Annotated in this window: 15 protein-coding genes; 2 read left to right on the top strand and 13 right to left on the bottom strand. The window is 70.4% G+C overall.

What is annotated here, in order from left to right; translation table 11 throughout:
* Positions 1-11: 11 nt before the first annotated feature.
* From RGI145_RS11545 to RGI145_RS11500, 10 genes are all read right to left on the bottom strand, one after another.
* Positions 12-2369, bottom strand: a complete 2358-nt coding sequence (locus RGI145_RS11545) for a glycosyl hydrolase family 28-related protein (protein WP_075798451.1) — start codon at positions 2367-2369, stop codon at positions 12-14.
* A 32-nt stretch (positions 2370-2401) separates the two neighbouring features.
* The gene (locus RGI145_RS11540) at positions 2402-2842 is read right to left on the bottom strand and encodes a hypothetical protein (RefSeq protein WP_075798450.1); all 441 of its coding nucleotides are present in this window, start codon (positions 2840-2842) and stop codon (positions 2402-2404) included.
* A complete protein-coding gene (locus RGI145_RS11535) occupies positions 2842-4719 on the bottom strand; it encodes a phage tail protein (RefSeq protein ID WP_075798449.1) in 1878 nt (625 codons plus the stop codon). Before RGI145_RS11535 ends, RGI145_RS11540 begins: the two co-directional genes overlap by 1 nt.
* Before the next feature lie 3 nt (positions 4720-4722).
* Complete coding sequence (locus tag RGI145_RS11530; protein ID WP_075798448.1) at positions 4723-5292, bottom strand: phage connector family protein; 570 nt, start codon at positions 5290-5292, stop codon at positions 4723-4725.
* 337 nt (positions 5293-5629) lie between these two features.
* On the bottom strand, positions 5630-6460 hold the full coding sequence (locus RGI145_RS11525; RefSeq protein ID WP_075798447.1) for a phage capsid protein: 831 nt from the start codon (positions 6458-6460) through the stop codon (positions 5630-5632).
* 392 nt (positions 6461-6852) lie between these two features.
* Positions 6853-7629, bottom strand: coding sequence for a capsid assembly protein (locus tag RGI145_RS11520; protein ID WP_075798446.1), 777 nt, complete (start codon positions 7627-7629; stop codon positions 6853-6855).
* Positions 7630-7637: 8 nt separating this feature from the next.
* Positions 7638-9143 carry a portal protein gene (locus tag RGI145_RS11515; RefSeq protein ID WP_075798445.1) on the bottom strand — a complete coding sequence of 502 codons (1506 nt, stop codon included), beginning with the start codon at positions 9141-9143 and terminating at the stop codon, positions 7638-7640.
* Positions 9144-9147: 4 nt separating this feature from the next.
* The gene (locus RGI145_RS11510) at positions 9148-9387 is read right to left on the bottom strand and encodes a hypothetical protein (RefSeq protein WP_075798444.1); all 240 of its coding nucleotides are present in this window, start codon (positions 9385-9387) and stop codon (positions 9148-9150) included.
* 131 nt (positions 9388-9518) lie between these two features.
* Positions 9519-9980 (bottom strand): hypothetical protein, encoded by a 462-nt coding sequence (locus RGI145_RS11505; RefSeq protein WP_075798443.1) that lies wholly within the window; start codon positions 9978-9980, stop codon positions 9519-9521.
* A 98-nt stretch (positions 9981-10078) separates the two neighbouring features.
* Positions 10079-10519 carry a hypothetical protein gene (locus RGI145_RS11500; protein ID WP_075798442.1) on the bottom strand — a complete coding sequence of 147 codons (441 nt, stop codon included), beginning with the start codon at positions 10517-10519 and terminating at the stop codon, positions 10079-10081.
* A 125-nt stretch (positions 10520-10644) separates the two neighbouring features.
* On the opposite strand from RGI145_RS11500, the gene RGI145_RS11495 reads away from it, so the two are divergent.
* Positions 10645-11292: a S24 family peptidase gene (locus RGI145_RS11495; RefSeq protein WP_075798441.1), complete on the top strand. Its 648-nt coding sequence runs from the start codon at positions 10645-10647 to the stop codon at positions 11290-11292.
* An 84-nt stretch (positions 11293-11376) separates the two neighbouring features.
* Here the strand turns inward: RGI145_RS11495 and RGI145_RS11490 are convergent, their stop codons facing one another.
* The 3 genes from RGI145_RS11490 to RGI145_RS11480 all read right to left on the bottom strand — a co-directional run bounded on the left by RGI145_RS11490 (position 11377) and on the right by RGI145_RS11480 (position 15795).
* A complete protein-coding gene (locus RGI145_RS11490; RefSeq protein WP_075798440.1) occupies positions 11377-13332 on the bottom strand; it encodes a lysylphosphatidylglycerol synthase domain-containing protein in 1956 nt (651 codons plus the stop codon).
* On the bottom strand, positions 13329-14981 hold the full coding sequence (locus RGI145_RS11485) for a lysine--tRNA ligase (RefSeq protein WP_075798439.1): 1653 nt from the start codon (positions 14979-14981) through the stop codon (positions 13329-13331). The genes RGI145_RS11490 and RGI145_RS11485 overlap by 4 nt, the downstream gene beginning before the upstream one ends.
* 202 nt (positions 14982-15183) lie before the next feature.
* A complete protein-coding gene (locus tag RGI145_RS11480) occupies positions 15184-15795 on the bottom strand; it encodes an NAD(P)-dependent oxidoreductase (protein ID WP_075800006.1) in 612 nt (203 codons plus the stop codon).
* 167 nt (positions 15796-15962) lie between these two features.
* Between RGI145_RS11480 and RGI145_RS11475 the strand changes: the two genes are divergently transcribed.
* The gene (locus tag RGI145_RS11475; protein ID WP_075800005.1) at positions 15963-16304 is read left to right on the top strand and encodes a winged helix-turn-helix transcriptional regulator; all 342 of its coding nucleotides are present in this window, start codon (positions 15963-15965) and stop codon (positions 16302-16304) included.
* Positions 16305-16326 lie beyond the last annotated feature (22 nt).

The following is a 16326-nucleotide window of genomic DNA, read 5'->3' as shown; positions in this document are numbered from 1 at the left end:
CGTCGCCATGCTCACAGCCGGGGCTTGACGGCGCGGACATAGAGTGTGCCGTTGGCCACATCCGCGGCGATGCTGCCGCCGCTGACATTCTGCGCCGTCACGCGGATCTGGTTGGTGCTGGCCGTCCCGCCGACCTCCGCCCGGAAGAGCACGCCGCCATTGGTGAAGCCCGTCGAGCGCTGGTAGCTGGCCTGGACGAAATCACCCTGGCGCGCGCCATTCAGCGTGACGTCGCGCTGTGCAATCGCGCCTGCCGCGAGCGTGCCGGGATTCCAGCCCGTATCCGTGACCGTGTATTCCCGCGTGCCCCATTTGCGGCTGCCGCCATAGATCAGCGTCGGCGCGTGGAGCGGCGAGCAGTAGAGGCGCAGCGCCTTCAGCACCGCCGTCTCGTCGCCGCCGCGCACGCCGATCGCCGCGAACTTCGCCGACGCGTTCAGCGTCACGCGTTGCAGCCGGTTGAGCAGCAACCCGGAGACGGGGCTGTCGAGATTGACGTTGCCCTCCCAGAAGCGGGAGGTGCTGCCCGTGCTGCCGGACCAGACGGCGTTCATGTTGGAGAACAGCACGGGTGCCGTGTCCAGCAGGACGTTCTCGCCGGCGTCGAACTGCATCACCACCGGGCGCAGCGCCGTGCCCTCGGCCGCGATGAAGAACTCCTTGCAGTCGCTGCAATCCACCACGAAGGCCAGCGCGCGGCTGGTCGGCAGGCCGATGCTGTCAGGGTTCAGCACGAGGCTGCCCAGCCCGGCGAAGGCGAAGCCGGTGAGCGTGGTGGGCGGGCCGGCGGGATTGCCCGACAGCACCGCCATCTGCTCGAAGCCGATGCCGCCCTCCGTGTCCACCGTCTGGCGGAAGGCGCGCTGCCGCACATTCTCCGCTGCCGCCACCAGACGTGGCGTCTCGTGCGCCGCTGCGGCCTGGTGCAGCGGGATCGCCGTGCCGCCGGCCCGGGTGGCCGTGCCCGTATAATCCACCGCCGCGCCGGTGAAGCCGTAGGTGCCCGTGTAGCAGACCTCGTAGACGCAGTCGTTCGCCCCGCCCGCATGGCGCGCGACGAAGGGGCTGCACGCTTCCATCCGCACGCCGCGCGCCAGGATGCCGCGTTCGTCGCCCGCCTGGAGGAGGAAGGGGATGGCGCTCACCGTGCCGGGCGTGCCCTGTCGCTGCAGCTCGAAAGCCGGGCCGATGAAGAGATGCGCGTTGTGACGGTTATAGGCGCCTGCCTCGCAGGAGAAGCGGATGCCGTAGCGGTCCAGCGTCGTGTTGGTGCCGCTGGCATTGGCGAAATGGCCGCCCAGGTAGCGCACGCTGTTGTTCCATCCGGCGGCGCTGCCGGTATGGATGTCGAGGCCGATGCGGTTGTTCACGAAGCGGCCGAGATGCAGCGTGCTGTCCTCGAAGCCGGTGGCCTCGCCGCTGGTGCGCGCGCCGATGGTGAAGCCCTCGACCTGCTGGATCTCCACCAGCGAGGCATCGAGGTTGCGCAGCAGGAGGCCGATATCGCCCTCGTTGCCCCAGTCGGCGATGCTGGCGCGCAGCACGCGCAGCCCGCGATAGACCTTGCTCCGGTTGCGCGCCCCGGCACCGTCGCCGAGGGTGAGCGCCACCTGCCCGGCGGGACCGTCATAGAGGATGGCGCCGCGCATGGTCAGACCCGGCGAGCCGCCCGGCAGAACCAGCGGAATGGTGGTGCGGAAGCTGCCCTCGCCGATCACCAGTTGCTTGCCGCCCATCGCCGCCGCGTTCATCGCCGCCTGCAGGGCCGCGCCGTCATCGGTCACGCCATCGCCCGTCGCGCCGAAATCGCGGGCGGAGAGCCGTTCCGCGAGCTTGTCCTCCACCGAGCGCGGGATGCCGCCGGGGAAGGGGGCGGAGAGCGTCGCATCGTCCCGCGAGAAGATCGCGAGGTCGCCCACCGCGTCGAAGCCCAGCACGCGGTTGGCGCGGGCGGTCTTCAGCGGCAATTGCAGCCGCGCCGCCGCCTCGCCGGGATCGAGGCGGATGGCGTTGGCGACATCCCCCGAGACCTCCTGCAAGGCGGCCGTCTGGCGGTCCAGCTCGTCATCCAGCGTATAGGCGCGCAGCAGGCCATTCGGCTGGAAGTCGGTGACGCGCGCGATGGTCAGGCGCCGGCGCAGCAGCACCTGCGCGCCCTCGCCGGGCGGCGTGACGAAGGTGACGGTGCCGCCGGAACTGCCATCGGCTCCGTCCACCACATAGCCGGACGGGACCAGCAGCCCGTCGACCCGCACCTCCAGGTCGGAGATGTCGAAGATGGGGAAGGGATAGACGAAGACGTTCTGGCCCGCGACGGCCACATAGTGCACGCGCGGCGCGACGTCGCCGATGCGGATATGCTCGGCCATGATGCTCTCCTGAAGGGAAGGGGGCCCGGGGTTCAGCCGAGCAGGCTCTTCGCCGCGCTGGCGAAGCTGGAGCCCGCGCGCAGCCAGGTCGTCAGCGAGCCGTCATTGTTCAGCAGGCTGCGCCGCCCGGCGGCGAGGCGCGCGTTGCGGACCGCGTCATCCTCCGCGATGTCCTGCGCCGCGTCCTGCTTCAGCCCGGCGGCCACCGCCGCCGCCGAGCCGTCGTTCGGATCGAGGCCGGAGGCGGCGCTGCGGGCACGGATCGAGGCCAGGGTGCCGGCGAGCTGGTCCTGCCGCGCCCGCGTATCCTGCTGTTGCTGCGCGGCGGCGAGCTGCGACTGCGCCACCGCCTGCTGCTGGATCTGCCGGTTCTGCGCCTTGACCTGGGCGCTCTGCGCCTGGGCCTGATGCACGGTGGAGTAGATCGAGAGGCCGGTTCCCACCAGCCCCGCCACGGGTGCGAGCTGCGACATCAGTCGGTGGTCCTCGTGTTGGTCGTGACGGACAGCAGCGTGAAGGGCAGGGGCTCGTCGGACTCGATGCGCCAGAGCGGTCGCAGCGCGTCCTTGCGCCAGCCCAGCGCGCGCAGCGTGACATCGCCGGTGAAGGCGGGCGGCGGCGCGTCCAGCAGCGCCGTGTCCAGCCGGCGCAGCGGCACCGGCTGCGCGCCGCGCCCGAGATCCACCGCCAGCGCCTTGCTTTCCAGCAGGCGGAAGGTGACGCTCACCAGCCGCTGCGGCGCGCCGGCGATGCCGGGCGCATTCAGCGCCTCCACCGGCATGGGCACCAGCAGATGGGTGAAGGGCAGGCCCATCTCCACCGTCCCGGCCGCCTCGGCCAGGGTGACGGCGCCGCGCAGCACCGTGAAGCGCCCGGCCGGCGCGCCGGAGGCGACCGCGCTGACGGCGCGGCCTTCCAGATGCTCCAGCCCGCTCCACACGGTCCGCGCCGTGTCGCTCGTGCCGGTCAGCGCCGCGTCGGTGCAGAGCGCGTCGTCGAAGCGCTCCAGCCGCAGCGTGCCGCCGCGCTCCACCGCGAACCAGACCGCGCCCTCCAGCTCGGCGACGGCGCGGAAGGCGCCGTCGGTCTCCTGCCGGGTCCAGGCGGTGATCTCCTCGGCGCGGTACAGCGTCAGCGTCGCCAAGCTGCCGTCGCCCATCACCACATGGAACAGCCGCCGCCGCTGGTCATAGGCGGTGTCCACCGGGTCCTGGACCAGATGGTGCGCCGTCAGCGCCAGATCCCCGGCCTGATACGCATCCTCCACGGTGGTATAGGCGAACTCGTAGATCGCGGTGCCGGAGCGCCCGGCGAAGAGCGTGCTGCCGTCCACGTCGATCGGCGGGATCATCCGCCAGGTGATGGAGCCCACCCGTGTCTGCCGCAGGATCTGGATCGAGCCCGGGGTGAGGGGCGAGCCCGTCACCATCCACTCGCCGCCCGAGGTGAAGACCTGCAGGTGCCGCCCCGAGAAGACGGCGCGGATCGCGTTCACCTGGTCGGACAGCAGGCCGAACTCGATCGCCTCGTCGTCCAGCCCGGTGCCCAGGTCGAAATTGCCCAGGTCGCCGGACTGCGACATCCAGAGCCGGTTGGGCAGGTCGCGCGACCCGCCCAGCACCAGCCGGTCCTGGTGGAAGCAGGCGGAGACCGGCCAGCCATGCGCGCCGAAGGCAGATTCGTCCCAGTCCGCCGTGGCGTCGGTGGCGGTCAGCCGATCCTCGACATCGGCCACCACATGCCGCGCATCCGTCACCGAGCGGATGCGGACCCGCTGCCCCGCGATGCGGAGCTGCTTGCCCAGATGCGCCGCCACGAAGAGGTCCGCACTGGCGGCGACCGTCACCTGCCCCTCCAGCGCGCTTGCCTGCAACGTCACCGCCTCCGGCGCGAAGCGGTGATAGGGCATCCAGGTGAAGTTGAACTCTGCCACGGTCCACTCGGTGTGGCTGCTGCGGGTGATGCGCTGCACCGGCATCTCCGGATGCAGCAGCAGCAGCGTGTCCGCGCTTTGCGTCCAGGCGAGCTGCGGCAGCATGGCGGCGGTCCAGGGGCCGCTGACGGAAGCCACCTGCTCGTCTCCCAGGAAGACCAGCATCCGCCCGTCCAGGAAAACCAGCAGGTAGGTCTGCTCCGTGTTGAACTCGAAGCCCACCAGCCGCGCCGGGCCCGGCAGCATGGCCACATGGCGCAGACCTGGCCGGCGGGTTACCCCGCCGGTCGGTTGCAGGATCAGGTTGCGGAGCATGCGGGCCCCGTTGTCGAAGGCCCGCGTGTCGCCGCGCCCCAGCATCTCGGGCGCGAGCTCGCCCGCGGTGAAGGAGGTCTTGGCGCGTCTGCTGTCCGGCATGGCTCAGCCCCGCACGCTGATCAGGGGGAAGTCCTCGATCGCCCGCGGCGTTGCCTGCTGGCTGTCGGCCAGCCGGGCATCGCGGAAGTCGCTCCCCGCGAGACGCTGCAACAGCTCGGCGCGGGATGTGCTTTCCGTCAGCGGGATGCAGAATTCCGCCGCAAGGCGCGACACCAGGGCTTGGGCGAAATGCGGTGGGAAGAGCGCCTCCTCCGGCCTGAAGATATAGGTCAGCGTCACGCTCGGCGCGTCGGCGTGCAGGCGGCGCTCCATCAGCCGGTATTCCAGCCCGCGCCCGCGCCGGCCGCTGCCGGCGGAGAGCACGCGCAGGCAGCGCGGCGGTAGCTGGAAAGCATGGGCCATGTCCGCGACCGGCACGTCCAGCAGCCGGGGCAGTACCATCTGCCCGGTGGCGAAGGACCAGGGATGGGCCGCGAGCAGCGCGTCGCGCGCCGCCGGGTAGAGGCTGGCGGCGACTTCTGCCTCGGCCGTGCCTTCCTCGAAGGAGGCGATCGGCTGTGCCCCGATGCGGAGCAGGGCGCGCGAGCAGAGAACGAGGGCGGAAAGCGCCATCGACGGAATTCCTGAGAAGGGGAGAGTGGGGTGGGATGGACCGGACGGACCCTTTCTGGGGTGCGGTCGGCGGAACATTCCGGCTTCCATTTCATCACGAATCGCTGATCCGTGATGCATCCTGTGCAACCTCAGGTGGTGCAGGGCCCGCGGGTCCATCTGCCGGGCGGGGGCCTGGAGGCGCCGTCCCGACACCGGCACGCGGCGGTCGGGCCGGGAGAAGGTCCGCATACGGTCCTTTCCATATCCGGCGTTGGCCACCGCTCCCGCGACGAGCCTCAGCCCGCCCCGCGCCTCGGTCCGGGCCGGCGGGAGGAGCCGGCCCGGACCGAAGCCCTCACTCCGCCGCGCGCATCCGCACCACGCCGGTGGGGTCGATCAGCACGGCGCCCTGGCTCATCATGTTGTTGACGAAATGCGCCGCGCGATCGCCGTGCCAAGTGATGTCGGTGGTGACCTCCTGCGCCACCGCATGGCCGACCGAGGTGCGGTGGTAGAAGAAGCAGTTGCGCACCGCCCCATCCAGCGTCAGCCCGGAATGCGGCAGCCAGGTCGCGCCCAGCCACTTCTTCGCCTGGGTGCCCTTCCAGGGCAGGTCGGCATCGCCGATGTAGTTCGAATTGGCGAATTCCTCGATCTGCAGCAGCTGCGACCACTGCTTCCAGCCGACCACGGCATAGCGCTGGCCGTCATCGGGGACATCCGCCGCGCCCAGCATCTCGAAGGCGCGCAGCACCTTGGCGAGGGTCAGCCCGTCCGTGTCCGTCAGCCCCGTCCCGGTGCCGGAGGCGGTCTGCGTCGCCGTGTCGAGGGCGGCGATGATCAGCTCGTCCGTCTTGCGGCCGAGCGCATAGGCGCCGGCATGCGCCACCACCGTCTGCTCGTCGAAGGAGAGCTTGACCTCGTCCAGCCGGTCGATCCACTCGCCGGCATAGTAGTCCTGCAGGAAGCATTCGACCGTGGCATGGTCGAGATTCATCAGCGGCACCTGCCCGGCGCGGGACTTGGCCGCGGCCGTGCCCTTGCCGACGCGGGGGAAGACCGTGGAGGCACCGCGCACCCCGGTCTTGGAGCGCACGGTCGGGCGCAGTTTGCTGCCCTGGCGCTGATAGGCCTCGTGCACCTCGGCCTCGAACTGCTTCACGAAAGCGGCGTCGATCTGACCCACGCATCTTCTCCATCGGGGAAGGTTGAGAGGAAACGCCGAAAGCCCGGTTCCCCCCTGCTGGGGGCCGGGCCCTGCGGCTCAGACGACAGACGCCCGGCGCCGCACCCGCCCCAGGAGTGATCCTGGGGCGCGGTGCGGGCCGGGTTGGGCCTGCCGGAAAAGGGCTGGAAAGAGGACAGGGGCGGGCGGCGCCGAGGGGGATAGTGGCGTCACCCGCCCCTGTGGTGCCGGGCCATCCCTTTGGGGGGAGGGGATGGTTCCGGCGCAGCGAGGTTTCCGGCCTTCCCGAGGGGGGAAGTGGAGGAAGGACCGGGATCGGCCTCGCTGCAGTGGGTCAACCGGCTAACGCGACTCCATCACGCCGGTTGGCCTCTTGTCAGCATTTCTCTGCATCAACCGCCCGTGAGGCGGCGGAAGCCCTCGGTGACGCGGCGCACGAACTCCGGCTCGCGGGACCGCCAGTAGCGCGGATCACGCATCATCCGGCGCAGTCCCGCCTCGTCCATCCCCGCCGGCTCCTCGGCGGAACGGGCCATGGCCGGCTCCCCCTTCCGCATCATGGCGTGCAGGGCCTTCACCCCCTCTGCCGTGGTGGACAGGGCGGCGAAGACCTCCGCCGGCAGGTTCGCGCGGCCCCAGGTGGAGATCTGGCGCGAAAGCTGCGCGAAACGCTCCTCGCCGCCGAACTCCTCGCGCAGCCGGTCGAGCTGGCGCTGCGCCTCGTACTGCGCCGCCGCCTCCGCGATCACCGGCAGCAGCTTCTCCGCCGCCAGGTCATAGACGAGCTGCGCCTGGTCCTGGGTGAAGCCCGCCGCGTGAAGCCGCGTGTTCACCTCCGGGTCGGAGCAGCACAACGTGTGCCGCTCGGCGATCCGGTAGCCGTCGGGCGCTTCCGGCGCGCCCAGCAGCCGGGCGAAGCGCCGGTGCTCGTCCTCCGGCGCCTCCGGACCCGGGCGCGCCAGCCGCTGCGACAGCTTCCGCTCCAGTTCGCGATAGGATTTCAGCAGGCCGTCCAGACGGACCCGCCCGGCCTCCGCATCCCAGAACTTCTCGGGCACCTCGGGCGGCCGGGCGGTGCCGCCGGGCGCCTCCCCAGGAACCGCCGCCGCATCCGGCGCATCGGCCTCCCCGCCCGGCACCAGGGCCGCATCCAGCAGGCTGTCGGTCATGCGTATGGTCACTCCTCGATGGCGGCCCTGACGGGGCCGAGGGCGGCATCCGGATCGGAACCCGGATGCGATGACGGCTGTGGCGCGGCCACGGCGCCGGCCGCGGTGGTCAGGATCCCGGCCGGCGCGGCGAGGATCTTCGCCAGGTGCCGGGCGGCGGCAGGGCGGTCCACCTGGGCCGTCGCCTCCGGACCCAGCGCCGCGACGGCTTGCAAGAAGAGCAGCATGTTCGCCGCGTCCGAACGGCCCTGGAGCCGCGCCAGCGGGGACTGGTAGCTCAGGCTCGCCTCGTGCCCGTCCAGCAGGATCGGCGGCACCTCGCCGCGCCGCCGGAGGATAGACAGGCAGCGGGCGATCAGCGGCGTCAGCAGCTCCGCCTGGAGGCGCCCATAGGTGGCGCCGAGCAGCCGCGCCGCCTGGGCGGAGCGTTCCAGCACTTCGGTGGCCGTCATCCGGGCGTCCTGCGGCGGCCCCAGCCGGTCCGCCAGCAGCGCCGAGCGGATGCGCCCCCGCATGTCCGAGAGCACGAGTTGCGACACGTCGAAATTCCCCGGCGCCGCCAACGGCGTCAGGCCGGAGGAGCCCGGCGCCTTGGGGATGATCGCCCCCGGCACCAGCCGCACCGTCGCCGGGTTCAGCACCCCGTCGTCATCCGCCTGCCAGATGCCGGTGGCCGCGATGGAGGCGTTCTTCAGCACCAGCTCCACCACCTTGTTGGCGGTGCGGATATCCGGCAGCGCCCGCATCACCGGCCCGCGGCCATAGCTCTCGCCCGGCGCCTTCATCCAGCGGAAGGCGATGAAGGGGCTACGGGCGAAGCGGCCGGTCGCCAGCATCCGCGCCTGTCCGTCCAGGCCGTCCAGCACCGCGGCGAAGCCATAGCCCGCGCCGTCCGGCCAGACCGCCTCGACGACCCGCAGCCTGCCGTCCGGCTCTCCGGCTCCCGCAGGCGGCAGGCTCGCGCCCGGCCAGCGCACGGCGATCGCGGACCGGTCCAGCCGTGCGGCGCGATAGACCGTTTCCAGCCGGCCGGAGGGTCCTTCCTCCAGCACGCATTCGCGCAGCGGCACCGCCTGAAAGCGCAGCGCCGAGGCCTCGCCGGGCGCCGCCTCCTCCACCAGCAGCACGCCGGTCCCGGCCACCACCAGATCGAGGAAGGCCTGATGCATCTCCAGTGCGAAGGAGGAGCGGTCCAGATGCCCCTGCAGCGTGTCGGCGGCCTGCTCCAACGCCTCCGTGGCAGCCTGGACCCCGGCGGCGGGATCGTCCTGCCCGGTCAGCGCCCGGCCCGGCGTCAGGCCGAACCAGCGTGACCAGGGCGGCGTCAGCTCGGCCAGGAGCGAGGCTGCCAGCTGCTCCACCGCATCCGCCGCGGTACCGTCGAACAGCGCCGGGCCGCCTGTGCCCGGCACCGTGGCCAGCACATGCTCATAGCATTCGCGCCAGACCCCTTCCCAGGGGCGGCGGGCTTCCAGGGCGCGGGCGTGGCGCTGGAGGATCTCCTCGGGCTTCATCCCCTCACTCCCCCAGCAGCGTCTTGCGCGCCGCCGCCGGCAGCGCGGGCAGGGGGGACAGCACACCCCGGTCCGAGGTGGCGACGGTGCCCGCCAGTCCGCGCCGGCGCCGCGCGGCATCGTCCTGCCGCGCATCGGCGGCGGCGGCATTGGCGGCGCCCGCCGAGGCATCGGCCGCGGCCTGTTGTGGAAGGGCAGGGGTGGCGACCACCACCGGCTTCGGTACGCTGAAGAGGCCACCCATGCGTTCGCGCTCTCCTGAAAGATCCCGCCAGGACGAAAAAAGGCCCGCGCCGGGCTGCGGCGCGGGCCTTTGGGCCTTGGGTTCGGGAAGAAATTCCTTTGGGCGCAAGTCGCCCGTTGATGACGTGTTGTTTACAGGCGATCAGAGGCGGAAGTCAAGAATATTTTCCCATCAACAAGAAAATTTTTCTGCAACCCAAGGTAGAGTCTATAAGGAGTCAGTGCGAAGGGCGCGTGCGGTCCCAGCAGGGCCCTGCAAAGCGAGACGCAGGAAAGGGGCGAGAGCCATGGCAGACCGGGAGCCGGATCGGCAGGCGAGAAGGGACCCAGGACGTGGCAGCCCGCGCGCCGCCAGAAGCCCGGCAGGTCGAAATCTCTGCCGACCTCCAGCCGTGTCACCAGCAGCCGGCCCGAGAGTGGGTCGAGCACCGTCCACCCGTTCCTGTCGCGCAGCGCCGCGAAGCAATGCCGGAAGCCGGGCCGCAGCAGCCGCAGCCAGGCCTGGTCCGCCCGGCCGCCGAAACCCAGCCAGAGCTCCTGCTCTCCGCCGGCACGGCGATGCGAGAGCCGCCCTGGCCCGGACCCGAGGATCATCCCAGGCGATCCTCCCCGGGATCTTTCCTGGTCCCCTCCGGGGTTTTCCCCCGGAGGTCGCCGCGGACCTGTTCCGTAGGGTTCGGTCCGCATGCGCGTCAGGTCCGGGAAAGGCCGTCCAACTGCACCACCTCGGCACCGCCTCCCGGCCCGCCTGCCTCACCCGCCACGATGCCCTTGACCCGCAGCGGCCATTCCAGCCGCTCCAGCGCTTCCCGCCACAGGCGATGGTCGTGCTTCTCGCGCACGGAACTCGGGTCCGGCGCCTCCCCCCGCTCCCCCCAGATCCGGAGGATCCTCGCATGCGTCAGGTCGATGCGCCGCTGGCGATAGAGCCTGTCCAGGCACTTCACCACGTCGTCTGGCTCACAAGGACGCTGCACCTGTCCCCGCCCGGCGACGATGCGCGCGCCGTCGCGACGGGCGATCAGGGCAGACATGGTCCAGAACCAGGCCTCCTCGGCATGGCGGAAGGGTTCGGTCCTCGGGATCGCCAGACGCTTGTGCGGGATGCGATTTCTGTAAGCGGCGGTGGTCATCGGGGGCTGTCCTCGCCTTATGGTTGAACTAAATGTGAATATCACCCTCTAAACGGGCATCGTCAACGCCTCCTTAAGATGTATTTCCTATTGCCAGCAGAATTCCTGCCTAGGATAATTGCCTCATGCAGCACTACGACATCTGGCGCGCCATCGATGCGCTGGCAGCCGAGAACGGCCTGTCGGCCTCGGGTCTGGCGCGCAAGGCGGGGCTCGACCCCACCGCCTTCAACCCGTCCAAGCGCACCGGGCCGGATGGCCGTGCGCGCTGGCCCTCGACGGAAAGCGTCGCCAAGGTGCTGGAGGCCACCGCCACCAGCCTGGATGCCTTCGCCAGCCTGGTGAGCGGCACGCCGATGAACTTCCGCTCCGCCGCCGTGCGGCCGGTGCGGCGCATCCCGCTGATCGGCCTCGCCCAGGCCGGCAGCGCCGGCTACTTCGACGATGGCGGCTTCCCGTCCGGCGCCGGATGGGACGAGATCAGCGTGCCGGAGATCCCCGACCCAAACGCCTATGCGCTGGAGATCTCGGGCGATTCCATGGAACCTGTGTTCCGCGACGGCGACACCATCATTGTCTCGCCTGCCGCCCCGATCCGGCGCGGCGACCGAGTGGTGGTCCGCACCCGAGGCGGGGAGGTCATGGCCAAGGAACTACTGCGGCAATCGGCCCGGAAGGTCGAGCTGGCCAGCCTGAACCCGGCGCACCCCAACTACAGCTTCGATCTGGCCGAGATCACCTGGATGCACCGCATCGTCTGGGCCAGCCAGTAGGGGGCCAGCCAGTAGGAAGTCCGGCCCGGCCCCCGCGCTCCGCCCCGCATCGCCGGATGCGGCGGTGCGGCGGCCCGTGCCGGATCAGACGGTCTCGGCCAGCGCGATGACGCGCTCCGGATCGCGATCGGCGATGCAGGCGATGCTGCGCCCGTCCGGCAGGGGAACGATGGTCAGCCCGGCATCCTCGTAGGTCCGCTTCATCCCGGCCCCGATATCGGCGAAGGCCGGCTCCACGCCCGCCGCGTCGCAAAGGTCCCGGAACCGCCAGACCGCCGCGATCCGCGCCTTCTCCTCGCCCTGCGGGTCGCCCAGCCCCAGCCAGAGATCGGGATAGCGGCGGAAGGCGAATCCCGCCTTGCCACCCTCGGCGAAGATCGCGCCCAGCTCCTGCTGCGCTCCCTGGCGCGGCAGCCTCGCCCCGAGCGAACGCAGCCTCTGCTGGCTTGCCATGTCGTAATCGGCGGGCCGCACTCGTGCCGGGCGCAGCAGCCGGAACACCGCATAGAGCATCAGCGCGGCGGACACGCCCACGGCGAAGCGCAGCGGAGAAGGCATGGAGGCCGAGAGCACCACCTCCCACCAGGAGGAGGTGCCGACCGGCTCCCGATAGGCCACGGTCGCCAGGGCCAGGCCGCAGACGATGCCCGCGACCAGCGACAGGATGCGGCTTCCCTTGAGCGGCTCCCCGGTCAGCCGCGCATCGCGGTAGAAGCTCCTCTGCATGAAGGCGAGCAGCACGAAGACCAGCAGCACCACCCCGATCACCGGCCAGGGATCGTTGCGCACGAACAGGATCGCGGCGCCGTTCAGCAGCAGGAACAGCCCGGCATAGCAGGCCAGCCGCAGCCGCCGCAGCAGTCCCCAGGAGACCGCGATCAGCAGTGTCCCCACCACCGAGGCGGCAAACTGGTTGGCCAGCGCCACCCATTCGCCCAGCCAGCGCGCGATCGCCTCGTTGCCCGCATGCACCGGCAGGGCGCCGACGAAGAGCAGCAGCAGGCCGCACAGCCCGGTCAGCATGGCGAGCGCCGGCGCCTCCAGGGAGTCGGCGATCCTCGCCTCCACCTGGATGCGGGGCAGGCCCTTGGCGCGCCGCTGAGCCAGCTCGAAGCCCAGGAACAGCACCCCGGCCACGAAAAGCGGCACGATGTAGTAGTAGAGCCGGAACAGCAGCAGCGCGCTCAGCGCTTCCGGCGCCGGCATCCAGGGGCTCAGGCTCAGCAGCATGAAGCCGTCGAAGACGCCCAGCCCCCCCGGCACGCTCGCCGCCAGCCCGGCGGTGTAGCCGGCGACGTAGATGCCCATGAACATCAGGAAGGTGAGGGGAGGCGCCCCCGGCATCGGCGCCGGCAGCAGCACGTAGAAGATCATCGCCGTGACCGCGACATCGACACTGGCCAGCAGGACCTGCGCCACGGCCAGCTTCAGACCCGGCAGGTCCACCTTGTGCCCGAAGAGGTGGAAATGCGGCACGAAGCGCGCCAGCACGACATAGGTGCCGACGATCAGCCACATCAGCACCGCCACGAACTGCGCCGCCCAGCTCGGGATCAGCTCGCCTTCGCCCACCCAGGGCAGCACCTCGGGATGCGTCATCAGCACGAGGCCGCCAAGCGCGAAGCCGCCCAGCCCGAAGGTCAGGCTGGTGAAGGCGATCACCCGCGCGATCTCTGCCGAGGTCAGCCCCCAGGCGGCATAGAAGCGGTAGCGCACCGCCGCCCCCGACACTGCGGCGAAGCCGATATTATGCGCCAGCGTATAGGCGCAGAAGGCCGCCAGCGCTGTCCGGCTGTAGGAGATCGGCTTGCCCGCATAGACGCTGCCCAGCCGGTCGTAGACCGTGAGCACCGCGAAGGCGAGCAGAGTCCAACCCAGCGCCAGCCACAGCTTGTGGCCCGAGGTCGCCTGCAGGGCGGTATAGACATCCGAGACCTTCAGGTCCCGAAACTCCCGCTGCACGACATAGACCGCCACGATGAGCAGGATGAGGCCGAACGCCGTCGCCCCGTGCTTCCTGACGACCGCCGGGATCTTCACGCCCCTGCCTGCTCCCCTTCGGTTGCGGTTTCCGGCGCGGGCCGTGCCAGCGCCTCCTCGATCAGCGCGATCGTTTCCGGAATGCCGTAGAGCGCCACGAAGCCGCCGAAGCGCGGCCCCTTCTGCTGCCCCAGCAGCACCTGGTACAGCGCCTCGAACCAGGCGATCGACACGCCCGGACGCCCGTCCTTGCCCGTCTGCAGGAAGGGCTCGCGCCGTCCGGCATCATAGACGAGATCCTGGATCGCCGCGCCGCGCTCGGCGGCCGGGATGGCCTCCAGCCGCTCCCGGTTCTCGCGCAGCAGTTGCGCCAGCACCTCCAGCGCCGCCCGCTCGCCCGGCGTCGCCGCGCGGTAGCGCTTGGTCGGCTTCACGAAATCCCGGTAATAGGCCAGCGCGTGCTCCATCAGCCGCGCCAGCATCGGCTCGCTCTCCGGCGTCGCCTCGGGCTGGTAGCGGCGGACGAAGCCCCAGAGCATCTCCGGCGTCTCGGCATTCGCCACCACGGCGAGGTTCAGCAGCATCGAGAAGGGGATCGGGCTCGCCCCCATGTTCGGCGCCTTGCCCCCCTGGATGTGCCAGGCGGGGTTCGCCGCATCCGCGTTCGCGCGGAGCTTGTCCAGATGCGCCAGGTAGTCGTCCGTGGCGCGCGGGATCACGTCGAAATGCAGCCGCTTGGCGCTCTTCGGCGAGTTGTACATGAAGAGCGACAGGGATTCCGGCGGCCCGTATTCCAGCCATTCCTCGATGGTCAACCCGTTGCCCTTGGACTTGCTGATCTTCTGCCCCCCGGCATCGAGGAACAGCTCATAGGTGAAGCCCACCGGCGGCTCGGCCCCCAGGACGCGGCAGATCTGCGAGGACAGCTTCACGCTGTCGATCAGGTCCTTGCCCGACATCTCGTAGTCCACGCCCAGCGCGTACCAGCGCAGCGCCCAGTCGGCCTTCCACTGCGCCTTGCAGTGGCCTCCCGTGAGCAGCGTCTCGAACCGCTCCCCCGTCTCCGGGTCCCGCCAGACCAGGGTGCGGTCGGCGGGGCGCACCTCCTCCATCGGCACCTGCATCACCACGCCGGTCTTCGGGTGGATCGGCAGGAAGGGCGAATAGGTCGCCCGCCGGTCCGGCCCTAGCGTCGGCAGGATGACCTTGAGCACTGCCTCGTGCTCCTCGGCCATCCGGATCAGCGCGGCATCGAATCGACCGGAACTGTAATAGTCGGTGGAGGAGGCGAACTCGTATTCGAAGCCGAAGCTGTCGAGGAAGGCGCGCAAGCGGGCGTTGTTGTGCGCCCCGAAACTGTCATGCGTGCCGAAAGGGTCGGGAATCCGTGTCAGCGGCTGGCCGAGATACCGCCGCAGCATCTCCCCGTTCGGCACGTTGTCCGGCACCTTGCGCAGCCCGTCCATGTCGTCGCTGAAGGCCAGCAGGCGGGAGGGCAGGCCGGTCATCGCTTCGAAGGCACGCCGCACCCAGGTGGTGCGCGCCACCTCGCCGAAGGTTCCGATATGCGGCAGGCCGGAGGGGCCATAGCCCGTCTCGAACAGCGCGGCGCCTTTGCCGGAGGCCGCCACGCGGTCGGCGACCTTCGCCGCCTCCTCGAAGGGCCAGGCGCGGGTGCCGCGGAGATGGGGATCGGAGCTGTGTGACATGGCGGGACGCTGATACCGGCGAAGGAACGGTCAAAGGAAGCCCCCAAAGGAGGATCCAGCCCGCGGTGCTTCCGTAGGGCGTGACCGGTTTAGGCGCCGCGACCCGTCCCGCCTAGGCCGGGATCGCGGGGGCTGCATCGGCACAGGGACAGGGCCAAGGGGAGGGGAGGGACTTTTCCTTCCCTCTCCTCGCCCCGTGATCTCAGTAGCCGGCCGTGAAGCGGCTCCGGGAATGCTTCGGCGTCTCGATCTCGTCCGCCATGGCGATGGCGAAGTCGGCGAAGGAGATGCGGCTCTTTCCGTCCTGGTCCACCAGCAGCCGGTCCTGGCCCAGCCGGAAGGTTCCGGTCCGCGGCCCCCCGAAGAAGAGGGCGGAAGGGGACAGGAAGGTCCAGTCCAGCCCCTCCTCCCGCCGCAGCCGGGCAAGGAAATCCGCCCCGGCCTGTGCCTCGGCGCGATAGGCTTCGGGGAATTCCGGAGTCGTGATCAAAGCCACGCCCGGCGCCACCTCCAGGCTGCCGGCCCCGCCCACCACGAGGTAGCGCCCGACCCCGGCCTCCTTCACCGCCGCGATCAGGATCTCCGGGTCGCTCTGGGTGAAATGCACCGAGCTCACCACCGCATCATGCCCGCGCAGCAGCGCCGTCAGCCCCGCCCGGTCGAAGACATCCCCCTTCGCCGCGGTCACGCCTGGCAGCGAAGGGATCTTCTCCGGGTGCCGCACGATCGCCGTCACCTCATGCCCGCGCCGCGACAACTCGGCCAGGATTTCCGATCCCGCCTGCCCGGTGGCCCCGATCAAAGCGATCTTCATGCGCGAACTCCCATGTTCGGTGATATTCTCCGGGTACCAGATAACCATTGGAAACCGCCTGCAAAGAAGGCACTTTCAGGGATGCTGATCACTCCGGAGAAACCACCCTGACGGACCGCTCCCCTCCCATCCGGGGCAACAGCTTCAGCCCGACCTGCCCGACGCGCATGGTGCTGGACCGCATCGGCGACAAATGGGCGGTGCTGATCCTCATCCTGTTGCAGACCGAGCCCCGGCGCTTCAACCAGCTCCGGCGTGGGATCGAAGGGATCTCCCAGAAGATGCTGGCCCAGACCCTGCGGAGCCTGGAGCGCGACGGCCTCGTTTCCCGCCGGGCCTTCGCCACTGTCCCGGTCACGGTCGAATACGCCATCACCCCGCTGGGCCGGACCCTGGCGGAAACGGTGGACGCCCTGCGGATCTGGGCCGAGACCCATATCAGCGCGGTGGTCGAGGCCCAGCGTGACTATGACCGCCGCCAGGAAGGGGAGGCGGCGCAGGCGGCCTGAGCGGAGCCGCCCCCATCGCCCC

Origin of the sequence: Roseomonas gilardii, from assembly GCF_001941945.1 — a bacterium.
Lineage (GTDB): Bacteria > Pseudomonadota > Alphaproteobacteria > Acetobacterales > Acetobacteraceae > Roseomonas.
Note: the sequence above shows the minus strand (reverse complement) of the source record. Positions and strands in the feature narration are given on the sequence as shown.